The 11,495-nt window shown below is 75.1% G+C and carries 12 protein-coding genes and 1 pseudogene; 5 read left to right on the top strand and 8 right to left on the bottom strand.

The window, feature by feature from the left end:
• Positions 1 to 51 precede the first annotated feature (51 nt).
• A pseudogene (locus tag ACWGKU_RS14175) lies at positions 52 to 255 on the top strand (aldo/keto reductase); the annotation flags it as partial.
• Between the two features lie 30 nt (positions 256 to 285).
• Here the strand turns inward: ACWGKU_RS14175 and ACWGKU_RS14170 are convergent.
• The 7 genes from ACWGKU_RS14170 to sigK form a co-directional block, all read right to left on the bottom strand.
• The gene (locus ACWGKU_RS14170; protein ID WP_452177587.1) at positions 286 to 597 is read right to left on the bottom strand and encodes a hypothetical protein; all 312 of its coding nucleotides are present in this window, start codon (positions 595 to 597) and stop codon (positions 286 to 288) included.
• A gap of 157 nt (positions 598 to 754) precedes the next feature.
• The gene (locus ACWGKU_RS14165; RefSeq protein ID WP_452177588.1) at positions 755 to 1,156 is read right to left on the bottom strand and encodes an SsgA family sporulation/cell division regulator; all 402 of its coding nucleotides are present in this window, start codon (positions 1,154 to 1,156) and stop codon (positions 755 to 757) included.
• Between the two features lie 320 nt (positions 1,157 to 1,476).
• The gene (locus ACWGKU_RS14160) at positions 1,477 to 1,728 is read right to left on the bottom strand and encodes a hypothetical protein (protein ID WP_401053398.1); all 252 of its coding nucleotides are present in this window, start codon (positions 1,726 to 1,728) and stop codon (positions 1,477 to 1,479) included.
• Between the two features lie 357 nt (positions 1,729 to 2,085).
• The gene (locus ACWGKU_RS14155) at positions 2,086 to 2,739 is read right to left on the bottom strand and encodes a DedA family protein (RefSeq protein WP_452177589.1); all 654 of its coding nucleotides are present in this window, start codon (positions 2,737 to 2,739) and stop codon (positions 2,086 to 2,088) included.
• A gap of 109 nt (positions 2,740 to 2,848) precedes the next feature.
• Positions 2,849 to 3,721, bottom strand: coding sequence for a hypothetical protein (locus ACWGKU_RS14150; protein ID WP_452177590.1), 873 nt, complete (start codon positions 3,719 to 3,721; stop codon positions 2,849 to 2,851).
• Positions 3,722 to 3,773: 52 nt separating this feature from the next.
• On the bottom strand, positions 3,774 to 4,781 hold the full coding sequence (locus ACWGKU_RS14145) for a MerR family transcriptional regulator (RefSeq protein WP_452177596.1): 1,008 nt from the start codon (positions 4,779 to 4,781) through the stop codon (positions 3,774 to 3,776).
• A gap of 103 nt (positions 4,782 to 4,884) precedes the next feature.
• Complete coding sequence (gene sigK / locus ACWGKU_RS14140; protein ID WP_401053404.1) at positions 4,885 to 5,517, bottom strand: ECF RNA polymerase sigma factor SigK; 633 nt, start codon at positions 5,515 to 5,517, stop codon at positions 4,885 to 4,887.
• Positions 5,518 to 5,768: 251 nt separating this feature from the next.
• On the opposite strand from sigK, the gene ACWGKU_RS14135 reads away from it, so the two are divergent.
• Positions 5,769 to 6,989, top strand: coding sequence for a GNAT family N-acetyltransferase (locus tag ACWGKU_RS14135; protein ID WP_452177591.1), 1,221 nt, complete (start codon positions 5,769 to 5,771; stop codon positions 6,987 to 6,989).
• Positions 6,990 to 7,288: 299 nt separating this feature from the next.
• On the opposite strand, the gene ACWGKU_RS14130 is transcribed toward ACWGKU_RS14135, so the two are convergent.
• Complete coding sequence (locus tag ACWGKU_RS14130; RefSeq protein WP_452181067.1) at positions 7,289 to 8,704, bottom strand: COG1470 family protein; 1,416 nt, start codon at positions 8,702 to 8,704, stop codon at positions 7,289 to 7,291.
• Positions 8,705 to 8,919: 215 nt separating this feature from the next.
• On the opposite strand from ACWGKU_RS14130, the gene ACWGKU_RS14125 reads away from it, so the two are divergent.
• The 3 genes from ACWGKU_RS14125 to ACWGKU_RS14115 all read left to right on the top strand — a co-directional run bounded on the left by ACWGKU_RS14125 (position 8,920) and on the right by ACWGKU_RS14115 (position 11,215).
• Positions 8,920 to 9,657 (top strand): response regulator transcription factor, encoded by a 738-nt coding sequence (locus ACWGKU_RS14125; protein ID WP_401055139.1) that lies wholly within the window; start codon positions 8,920 to 8,922, stop codon positions 9,655 to 9,657.
• A 108-nt stretch (positions 9,658 to 9,765) separates the two neighbouring features.
• On the top strand, positions 9,766 to 10,527 hold the full coding sequence (locus tag ACWGKU_RS14120; protein ID WP_452180804.1) for a hypothetical protein: 762 nt from the start codon (positions 9,766 to 9,768) through the stop codon (positions 10,525 to 10,527).
• A gap of 55 nt (positions 10,528 to 10,582) precedes the next feature.
• The gene (locus tag ACWGKU_RS14115) at positions 10,583 to 11,215 is read left to right on the top strand and encodes an AAA family ATPase (RefSeq protein WP_452180805.1); all 633 of its coding nucleotides are present in this window, start codon (positions 10,583 to 10,585) and stop codon (positions 11,213 to 11,215) included.
• The last annotated feature ends 280 nt before the right edge of the window (positions 11,216 to 11,495 follow it).

Here is an 11,495-nt window from a genome sequence, read left to right as displayed (position 1 = left end):
TTCGCGACCGGCGTCTAGGCCGCCGTGCAGTGCGCCCCGCTCGCACCCGACGGCGCGAGCGCCGCGCACACGGCGCTGCGGTGGGTCACCCAGCAGCCGGGGGTGACGACGGTGATCCCCGGTGCCCGCAACGTGGCGCAGGCCCGGGCCAACGCGGCCGCCGCCGGGCTGTCCCCGCTGCCGTCGGCCACCCTGGCCGCCGTGCGCGAGCTGTACGACCGGCGGATCCGGGCGCAGGTCCACGCCCGCTGGTGACGGCGGGCGGCCGGTCACGGCCCGTGGCCCTCACGACGAGCGTCGGGGCGGGGCCGCGCGGTGGGCCCGCCGGTGCGAGGGCCGGCCGGCCTCGCGGCCCGCGGGCTTCCGGTGGCAGGCGTGCGGACCGTCCGGCCCGGGAGCGTGCCGAGCGCGCCGGGAGCCCGCACGGGCCGCGGGGGCCGCGGGGGTGTCTCGGGCCGGCTTCGGCCGTCGGCGGTTCAGGTGGTGGCTGCCCCAGGCGAACACGCCGATGAGCAGCACGGCGAGGGCCAGGGCGGGCACGGCGACGGCGTACAGGGCGGGGCCGTCGGGCGTGGCCGGGAACGGTGGGGTGGTCATGGTCTTCTCCTCTCCTCGCGTTCCGGCGGCGGGCCCGGCCCGAGGGGGAGGTGACCGGCGGCCCGGGTCCGTCGCGTGACGCCCGCTTACCCCGCGCGCCCGGGAGGCATGCCCGGCCCGGCCCCGATGGCGGACCCGGGCTCGATGCCGGGGCGGGTCAGGAGAACAGATGGGCGAGGGCGGCGTCGATGTCCAGGTGCTCGGCCTCGGCGCCGGCCGGCACCAGGCGGAAGGAGTCGAGGAGGAACGCCGTCACGACGGCCGCCGGAACACTGATGACGGCCCGCGCGGCCGGAGAGCGCAGGGTGATCAGCACGTGGCCCCCCGGCCCGGGCGCGACGGTCACGTCCCCGAGGCCGGCCGGGCCGTGCCGGCCCCTGTCCAGCAACTCGCGCGCGAAGGTCCACTGCGCCGCGTCGTCGTCGCCGAGCGGCGGGAACGCCAGGCACACCGCGTACGGCGACGCCGTGTCGAACCGCAGCTGCGCCTCCACGGCCACGTCGGGAAACGGGCCCTCGGGCAGGGTGACGGCGGTGGACCAGGAGGTGGCGACGGTCATGCGACGAACTCCCATTCTGGCGATGGCACCCGGTTTCCTCCGGCCGTGACGGCCGGTGGTGGCAGCGCTCGGCTACCCGCGCGCCCGGGGTGCATTCCTCGTCTCTCAACGCAACCGCGTCGCCCGGCGTGATCCCCCACCCGGGTGGTTTCCCGGTCGGGGGAACGGGCAGCCGCCTACCGCTCCGAGCCGCCCGTGCGGGCCGGGCCCGGTCCGGTCCGGACAGCGAAGCCCCGCCCCGGCGTACGGTCACCGGGGCGGGGCGGGGCGGGGCGGGGCGCGCGGGTCACCGGGTGATCACCGCGTGATCGTGCGGAGCCTCACGGCGCCACGGTGTCCGCCGCGGGCGGCTCCGGCTCCTCGTCGTCGTCCGGCTTCGCCTTCCGCCGCACGTCGGCCGGGGTGGGCGCGCTGATGGATCGCTCCTCGGCGGAGCGCTCCCGTACTCCGGCCCGGCCCTCGGCCTTCGCCCGGACGTTCGCCGGGGTCGGGGACGTGATCGCGCGTTCCTCGGCGGACCGTTCCTGCGTCCGCTCGTCCGGCTGCGGTCCGTGCTCGTCGGGTGTGGTCATGGGCTCGTTCCCCTTTCCGGGTCCTGGGCTTCGACGGATGGGATACCGGGCGGCTGCCCGGATGTCCGGGTCCGAACCGAAAATCCGGACCGCGAGTACGGGGCCGGGCGGCTTGGCCCGGCGCCGGTTCCGTCGGCCCTCGGTCGTCGGCCCTCCGACCGTAACCCCGGGCCGGAGACCGCGCTGCCGGACGCGGAAGGCGACGCTCCCGGCGCGCGCTGCCACGCGGTGCGGTCACGGGCCCGGCTTCGCCGACGGCCCGCAAGCCGCCGCCGCACAGGCCCGTGCCGTCGGGCGGCACTGAGATCCGCATCGGGCTCCGGAGACCGCGGGGATGATCCGATGGTGGGGGCAGGACTACTCGTCCCGGTCGTCCCGGTCGTTCCGGTCGCCGCGGTCAGGGGCGCGGGTTCCGCGCCGGTGCCGGCGCAGGTACCAGACGGCGAGGGCGATGACGACGCCCGCGGCGATCGCGAGGGCGAGGACCCGGCCGACGGTGCTCTCGACCCGGGTGTAGGCGGCTCCGGCGAAGTAGCCGAGGAGGGTGAACCCGACGCCCCAGAGGACGCCGCCCAGGGCGTTGAACAGGAGGAAGCGGCGGTAGGGCATGCGGGACATGCCGGCCAGGGTGGGCACCATGGCGCGGAAGAAGGCGACGAAGCGGCCGAAGAAGACGGCGGCCGGCCCGCGCTGGCGGATCAGGTCCTGGGCCCGGTCGACCCGGGTCGCATGGCGCCGCATCGGGCGGGTGTCGAGGATCCTCGGGCCGATGTGGCGGCCGATCTCGTAGCCGGCGGTGTCGCCGAGGACGGCCGCGCAGACCACGAACAGGACGAGCCAGCCGAGCGAGAGCCGGCCCTGGTGGGCGAGGAACCCGCCGAGGACGGCCGCGGTCTCGCCGGGGACGACGAAGCTGAAGAAGAGGGCGTCCTCGACGAGCACGAGGCCCGCGACCACCGCGTACCCGACCGGACCGGACAGTCCGCTCAGCCAGGCGGTGATCGAGTGCATCAGCCACCCCGTTCCGGACCGGCGCCCCTCTCCGCCTCAATGTAACGCTCGGCGTCCCCGGCGACCCGGTGGTCCGAAGGGCGACGGACCCCGGCGCCAGGCCCTCGGCTCAGGTCAGGACCAGCGAGCGCAGCAGGTCGAGCTCGTCGAAGCCGAACCCGGCGAGGACGGCGGCGAGTTCGCAGGCGCCGGGGGCGAGCAGATCGACGATGGCCAGGACGTCCCGGCCGTCGGCGCGGTCGAGTTCCTCCAGCGCGCGGGGCAGGTTGCGGCGCCACAGGACAGCCGGTGCGGGCGGGCCGACGGAGCCGCGGTCGCGGTGGAGGGTGCCCTCCGGGGACACCCACAGGGGCGGGGCGTCGGCCGTGCGCGGGCCGAGTGCGGTGCGGTCGATGGTGGACGTGGCGGGGCGGTGCAGCAGGAGGCGGTGGTCCATCGGGCGGAACCCGTGGGCGAGGAACGCCCGGGTGGTGACCGGTCGGCGGTGGAGCGGCAGGCCGGGCAGGTGGGGCGGCCAGGGCGAAGGGTCGGTGAAGGCGGTGACGGCGGTCAGGCCGCCGCTCCGCGCCAGGACGGTCCGGACGAGGACCTCGGCCGCGTCCGCGGCCTCGCGGCAGTGCAGCCAGGCCACCCCGCCGGTGAGTCGGCCGGGCGTCGTCCGGCGGTGCACGGCCATCGCGCCCTGGAGCCGGCCGTCCCTGTCGTGGAGGACGAGGACCGTCCGGTCGGGCCGGCGGTCCCAGGCGACGGGTGCCGTCGCCGGGAAGGGCACGGCGGGCCGGTCGGCCGCGATCAGCCGGACCACCTGGGCCTGGTCCTCGTGGGTCGCGGGCCGGACCCGCAGCGCCCGTCCCGCCCCGGGGGACACCCTCATCGGGCTCCTGTCCACGTCCACGTCCATGTACCCGTCCATGTCCTCGTTCCGGCCGACCGCCGGCACGGTGGGTTCGGTGCCGACCGGGCCCCGGATGGGCGAGGGCACTCGGAGTCACCCGAACGGGTGACATTCGGCGGCCGGGGGACGGCCGCGCGGATCACCCGGTGACGGTCCGCTCCAGGAGGTCGAGGGCGCTCGCCAGGCTCTGCGGGCCCGCGGTGCCGCCCGGGGCGCCGGAGCGGCCCCAGCCGGGGCCGGTGGCCAGCACCAGGGCCCGGCCGCGGGAGCCGCGCGCGCCCCACGTGGAGTCGGCCACCCGCCGGACCAGCTCGTGGTCGGCGGTGGGCGGGAGCTGCGACCAGAGCATCACGGCGCCGGGGCCGATCCGGTGCACCGCGTCCAGCAGCGCCCTGGGCGGGACGGTCGCACCCAGCATCCGGAAGGGCAGCGCACGCTCGCCCAGGCCCGCCGCGGCCGCCTCCAGCGCCAGGCTGTGCTGCTCGTCGGGCATCGCGGCCAGCAGGACGGGCGGCGCGGGCCGCGGCCTGGCGGGCCGTACGGCCGCGGCGCGCAGGACGGTGGACACGTGCCAGGACAGCAGGTGCTCGACCTCGACGTACTGCTCGCCGGAGGAGGCCCACGTGCGTCCGGTCGCGCGCAGCGCGGGCATCATCACCTCGGTCCAGGCGTCGACGACCCCGAGCGAATCCACCACCTCCCGCAGGATCCGGGCGACCTCCGGGGAGTCCAGGCGGACGGCGGCCCGGGCCAGGCCCCGGCACTCGGCGCGGACCGCTCCCATCCGCAGCGCACGGCCGCCGGCCGGGCCGCGACCGGCCTCCGGCCCGGGCCGCGCGGCCTGCCCGGGCACCGGTGCGACGGCCTCGGTCGCGCGTTCGGTCTCGGCCTCGGCACCGGCACCGGCCGCGTGGTGGGAGGCCAGCGCCGCCCGGGCCGCTTCGGCCGGGCGCACACCGCGGGCCGCCAGGCGGCACATCGCTTCGAGCAGCGCGATGTCCTCGGGGCTCCAGCGGCGGTGGTGGCCGGGGTCGCGCAGCGAGGGGCCGATGCCGTAGCGGCGCTCCCAGGAGCGGATCGTGGTGGGGGACACCCCGAGGAGCCGGGCCACGCCGCCGGTCGGCAGGCCCGCCTGGTCGGTACCCATCGTTCTCCTCTCCCGGATGTTCCGGATGTCCCGGGCGTCCCGGATGCCCTGGGCGTCCCGGGCGTCCTTCGCCACTGCCATGATCCCCTGTCGGGCCCGGGCGTCAGGAGCCGTCGAAGGCCGTCCGCAGCCGCAGCAGCCCGTCCCGCATGCGGGTCTTCACCGTGCCCAGCGGCACCCCCAGGGCCCGGGCGATCTCACTCTGCGAGTACCCGCCGTAGTACGCCAGGACGAGCGACTCCCGCTGGACGCCGCTCAGCCGGGCGAGCGCGGACCGCACCCGGCGCGCGTCGAAGACCCGTTCGACCTGCTCGGCGACCGGTTCGGCGCCCGGCTCGCGGACCGGCTGCTCGCGCAGGGCCGCCCGCAGTTCGCGGTCGGCGGCGGCCTGCGCCGCCCGGACCCGGTCCACGGCGCGGCGGTGGGCGATGGTGAGCACCCAGGCCAGCACCGTGCCGCGGGCCGGCCGGTAGCCGGCGGCGGCGCGCCAGACCTCCAGCAGCACCTCCTGCGCGACCTCCTCGGCCTGCGAGGGGCTGCGCAGCGTCCGCAGCGCCGTCCCGTACACCGGTGCGGCCACGGTCCGGTACAGCCGTGCGTACGCCACCTGGTCGCCCCGGGCCACCGCGGCGACCAGGCGCTCCAGCTCCGCGGCCGGAGCCGGGACGACGGGGACGGCCGGGACGGCGGGGACGGCTGGGGAGAGGGAGGGGGACGGGCAGGCGTGCGTGGTCACCCCGGCACTGTGCAGCGTTTCGGTTTCCCGGCACCACCCGCAGCCTTTGTGCAGCGTTTCGCTCCACTCGGTGACGCCGCCCGCCGTCAGGCCCGGGTGAGCCCGCCGGCGCCGTCCCGACGCCGTCCCGACGGCGCCCCGACGGCGCCCCGACCGCCGGTAATTCGGTTGACCGGGCCGCGCGGTCGCGCTGCACTTCGGGGGGCGCCGCACGAGGTGGCGCCGGCAGTACGGGGAGGCAGCAGCACCGCATGGAGATCCGTTCCACGACCGACCAGGACCTCGACGTCTTCGTCGACACGCTTCACGCCGCGTTCGGGCGGTTCCCGGAAACCCCGAACGCGGACGGCGGCGGGGTCTGGTGGGCGGCGACCGAGATGGACCGCAACCTGCTCGCCGTGACGGCGGACGGGCGGCCGGTCGGCACCGCCGGGGCGTGCTCCTTCGAGCTGACCCTGCCCGGGGAGGTGGTCGTCCCGACCACGGGGGTGACGTCCGTCGGAGTCCTGCCCACCCACCGGCGCCAGGGCGTGCTCACCGCGCTGATGCGGCGTCAGCTCGACGACGTGCGGGCGCGAGGGGAGTTCCTCTCCGTCCTGCTGGCCTCCGAGGCCGGGATCTACGGCAGGTTCGGCTACGGTCCGGCGACGTACACCCAGCGGCTGACGGTGCCGCGCCGGCAGGCCGCCTTCGCCGCACCCCGGGCGCAGCGGGCGGCCGAGGCCCCGGCGGCCGGCTCGGTCGAACTGCTGCGGCGGGCCGACTGCGGGCAGATCGTGGAGGAGGTCTACGACCGTTACCGCCGCCGTCAGCCCGGTGCGCTGTCCCGGCCGCGCCGCTGGTGGGAGCTGGGCGCGGGGCAGGTCCCGATCGCCCCGACACCGCGCTACGTCGCCGTCCACCGGGACGCCGACGGAACCCCGGACGGGTACGCCAGCTACTCGCTCGGCGACGACACCCTGACGGTGGACGAGATCATCGCCGTCGACGACGCCGCCCACACCGACCTGGCCCGGTTCGTGCTCGGCCACGACCTGGTCTCCCAGGTCGTGTTCCGGCACTGCCCGCCGGAGCACCCGCTGCGCTGGCAGCTCGCGGACTTCCGCGCCGTCCAGCCGGGCGGCGAGACCGACTGGCTCTGGGTGCGGCTGCTGGACGTCCCGCGCGCGCTGACCGCGCGCGGCTGGTTCACCGACGGAGAACTGGTCCTGGACGTCGACGACCCGTTCCTCGGCGAGCACCACCGGTACCTGCTGACCGTCCGGGACGGGAAGGCCGAGTGCGTCCCGACGGACCGGGAGCCCGATCTGTCCCTGGACGTCCGCGACCTGGGCGCGGTCTACCTCGGCGGCACCGCCCCGAGCGCTCTCGTCCGAGCCGGGCACATCCGGGCCCATCGACCCGGCGCGGCCGTCCTCGCCGACGCCCTGTTCCGCGCCGAGCGCGCGCCGCACTGCCTGCACTGGTTCTGATCCGGCAGCCGCCACTCGGGATAGACACCGAACGCCGTTCCCCGCCCTGGTCGGGCGGGGAACGGCGTTCGGCTTTTCCCGGGTCGGGGCATCCCGAACCGCCCGTGGGGGAGGCCCGGTTGCCCTCAGGGACCAGGCCGGTTGCCCTCGGAGGACAGATCACGGCTGGTTACCGGCGGGTCGGTTTGGTTCGGACGGGTGCACGATGCAACAGTGTCCGTCGGGTATTGACATGATCACGGGATGTGAGGGGAGATGCGGGGGGAGCGGGAACTCGGAGACGAACGGGCCGGAAACGTTCAGTTTCCTTGCCGGATGTCGCTCAGGGTCCCGCTGACGTTGAGGAGTTCGTGGCACGTGGGCGCCTGCTTGCCCGAGGCCGGGGTGCCCGGCACCTCGCAGGTCACGTTCGCGGTCACCGCCTGGTCCTCGGGGACCTGGAGGGGAGTCACCCAGTGGTAGTCCTGGTTGCGGAAGGTCTCCAAGGCGATCGTGGTGATGGTCTTGTTGCCGGCCATGATGGTCACCAGTCCCTGGTCGCCCTGGAAGTTGGCGACCACGAGGTCCGTGATGTCGAAGACCTTGCCGTGCGGCACCTGGTAACTGCCGGTCGCGGCCGCGCCGTTCTCGGTCACGACGTCGATCGTGGCGGAGCTCTGCTGGCCGGTCCCCGGCACCGCCAGGCCGCCCGGACCAGGTCCGCCCTGGCTGCCGGGGCCGGTGGTCGGCTTCCCGGCGCCCGGCTTGGTCTGGCCGCCCGGGGTGCTCCCGTTGACGGGGCTGCCCGGCGTGTCACCGGCCGGGACACCGGCGGGCGGGGCCGGAGTGGCGTTCTGCTGGGCGACGGCCTTCTCGGCGGCCTGCTTCGCGGAGCTGCGTACCGCCGGGCGGACCAGGGCGAACCACGCCAGCAGCAGCGCGATCAGCGCCGCCAGGAGCGCGAGCAGCCACTTCGGGAAGATCGGCAGCTGGAGGAACTCGCCGTCCAGGAGCGGCTTCTGGACGGGCGTCGGCGCGGTATCCGGTGCGGCTTCCGGCTCCTTGGCCCCGTCCTTGCCGTCCTTCGCGGCCTTGTCGTCCTTCCCTCCCTTGTCGTCCTTGCCGTCCGCCCGCTCCTCCGGGCCCACCGTCACCTCGAACGGCCAGGTCGCCTGTTTGCCGAACCAGATCAGCTTGCGGGTGCGCGCCTGCACCCGCACCTCTCCGGACTCGCCGGGCTCCAGCCGCAGCTTCTCCGGCGTGACCCGGAACCGCAGGTCCTCACCGGCCTGTCCCGGAGTGAACGTCACACCGGTGGGAGCGTTGCCGAGGTTGCGCACCGAGGCCCGGTAGCGCCCGCGCAGCCAGCCGCGACGACGGCGCGGGGCCAGCGCGGCCTGCAGCTCCTGGAACGGCGTCACGGTGACCGTGGCCTCCGGCACCGTCACCAGGTCGGGGCGCTCGACCGGCAGCACCCGGATGCCGAGCGGGAACTCGCCGGCCCGGGTGGCGGGGGAGCGCGGCGGCGCCAGCCGGACCGTCACCGTCTCGGAGGTCCCCGGGTACAGCGACACCCTGGCCGGTTCCACCTTCGTCCAGCCGGCGCAGTCGCCGACCACCTCGAACGTGTAAGCCTCAACGATGTCAAGATCGTTGCGTACCGTCAGGGTCGTGGTGGCCACGCCACCGGGGGCCACCGTCAATGCTGGCAGGCCGAGTTCGGCGGATGTGGTCATAGCGTGACGGTAGGGCCGTACCGCGCCGGAGAAGAGGGCCGTACGGGCAAGCTGGGGGCCACACCCCTTGCCCGTACGGACCGACCGGAGACCCCGCCCGGTCCCGTCGCGGGCCCGGCCCGGCTCCGCGTGACCCGCCCCCAAGCCCCCGGCCGGCACTGCCTCGCGGTGCCCGGCCGTCACCCTCGCAGGCACTTGCAGAATGGAGCAGTTCGATGACGTCGACCGATACAACCCGTGAGGAAGTCGTCACAGCCCGCCGGACCGCGGTGGCACCGAAGCCCGCCGGCGCCGCCGTCCCGCGCGTACCCGCCCAACTGCGCGGCAGGCCGGCCCAGGTGCGGGTGGCGGTCTACGCGGAGGACCTCATCCTGCAGACCGGAGTGGTCCAGCAGCTGCGCCAGCGGCCCGAGGTGGAACTGCTGAGCGAGAGCGAGGCCGGGCAGGCCGAGGTCTCCCTGCTGGTGGTGGACTCGTTGACGGAGACGGTGACCGAGCACCTGCGGCGGCTGCGGCTCGCGACGTCGGGCCGGATAGGCCTGGTCGTGGGCCACTTCGAGGCCGGCGGGCTGCAGACCATCGTGGAGAACGGGGTCGCCGCCGTACTGCGGAGGTCCGAGGCCGACCAGGACCGGCTGGTGCACCTCATCACCGCCCTGGCCAACGGCGAGGGCGTGATGCCCGGCGACCTGCTCGGCGAGCTGCTCGACCGGATCGGGATCCTCCAGCGGACCATGCTGGACGGGCGGGGCCTGACCCTCTCGACCTTAACCGCGCGGGAGGCGGAGATGCTGAAGCTGGTGGCGGAGGGCTTCGACACCAGCGAGATCGCCGCCAAGACCTCGTACTCCGAGCGGACGGTGAAGAACGTGCTGCACGAGATCATCACCCGCCTCGGCCTGCGCAACCGGGCCCACGCGGTGGGGTACGCGATGCGGCGCGGCCTGATCTGACGGAAGCGGTGCCTCACCCGGCGGGGCGCGGCACCGCGTGGAGCGGGGAGCGCTCAGAGGAGCCCGAAGTCGAACTCCCCGCCGGCGACGGCGGTGATGAAGGAGCCGATGACCGACGTGTACATCCGACGTGCGGAGTTGCGCCTCGGCGCGGCCCTGGAGGGCCTCGCTCTCGTCCTCCAGGGGGCGACCGCGCGCCCGGAGGAGCACAACTGCGAGTGCCATTGGGGCAGCGCCGAAGAGCTCGCCCTCCTCAAGGTGCCGGGCGTGCGGCTCGATCCCGACCTCCTCCGGCGGACCTGGCAGGCCCCCGACTGGAGCGACCACGGCTCGGTGCTCCGCCGCGTCCTGCCTCAGCTCGCGTGCGCCCTCGTCGACAGCCGGTCCGAGTCGTCCCGGTACCAGGACGAGATCGGTCTCTCGCTCGCCCGCGGGCGCTGGCAGGAGTGGCCCCGGGAGCAGGCCGCGGCCGTGCGGGAGTTCCTGCACGCGTTCTGGGCCCACAGCCTCGTCACCGCCGACCCCCTCGCGGACGCGCACGGGACCCTCGTCCTGTGCGTCGAGGCGTCCGGCGAACTGAGCCCCTGGCTCGACGTCTGGGAGGCGCTGGAGCATCCGACGGCCGACCGGAACCTCGCGGAGGCCGTCGACGCGTGGGACTACGACCTGCTCGTCGACCAACTCCCCTGGAGGACCTGGCACGACAAGGACGCCATGGTGGCCGTGCTCACCGCCTGGCTCACCCGCCACGCCCCCGCCCGGCTGAGGGCGCACGACGCACCGGAGGACCTGCTCCACCGTCTGCGGCTGATCGGTCTCACCGGGCCCGCCCGCTGGGACGATCCGCATTGGCCCCACTACAGCTACTGACGGTGGGAGTGGAGGCCCCGGGCCGGGCGCTGCCGGGCGGAGCTAGGGTCTGCGCATGCTCCTGTGGATCAACGGCCCGTTCGGCGCCGGCAAGACTCAGACCGCGCACGAGATCCGGTGGCGCCTTCCGGGCAGCGTCATCTGCGACCCCGAGCACGTGGGTTTCGGCCTGCACCGGATGATGCCGCCGTCGATGCGCGGGGACTTCCAGGATCTTCCCGCCTGGCGGCAAGGTGTCGTCGACGTGCTGGACCGAGTCCTCACCGATCACGACGGTGTGGTGATCGCACCGATGACGGTCGTGGAGCCGGTGTACTTCCGGGAGACCGTCGGTCGGTTGCGGGAACGCGGCCATGACGTCCGCCACTTCACCTTGCTGGCCGAGCGCGCCACGGTGCTGCGACGGCTGCGTGAGCGCGGTTTCGGGCACGTGGTGCAGTTCGTGGCAGGGAAGGACGCCCCGCTGCGCCGGGAGAGCTTCGCCGTGTCGAAGCTGGACGTGTGCCTGGAGCGTTTGCGCGAGGAGGAGTTCGCCCAGCACGTGTGGACCGACCGGCTGACGGTCGCCCAGGTGGCCGACCGCATCGCCGCCGCTTCGGGGCTGACGCTCGCGCCGAACACCGAGGGCGTTCTCCGGGGGCGCGTCCGCCGGGCCTGGACAGGGGCCCGGCACATCCGGTTCGACTGAGCTCCGGCGGCTGAGGCGCGCACGGGAAGTCGGCCGGGCCGACTTCTCACGCGAGGTGAGGGCGGGCTGCCCTTCGGGGACACCGGTTGTTTCCCCCGCCGAGGGTGCCCGGGCTCTCCCGCGGCACGCCCGCGGCGGGGAGACTGCGGGCAGACCGCCCCTGCAACCTGTGAGGTCGAGCGTGATCGGCGCCACCGCCACCCCCCGCTCCGCCCGGCGGCCGGCCCGGGCCGCCGTCGCGGTGCTGCTCGCGCTCGCGACGGCCCTGGTGACCCTGGCC

It is taken from the genome of Kitasatospora sp. NPDC054768, assembly GCF_053612025.1.
This window is presented reverse-complemented; position numbering and strand designations above follow the sequence as displayed.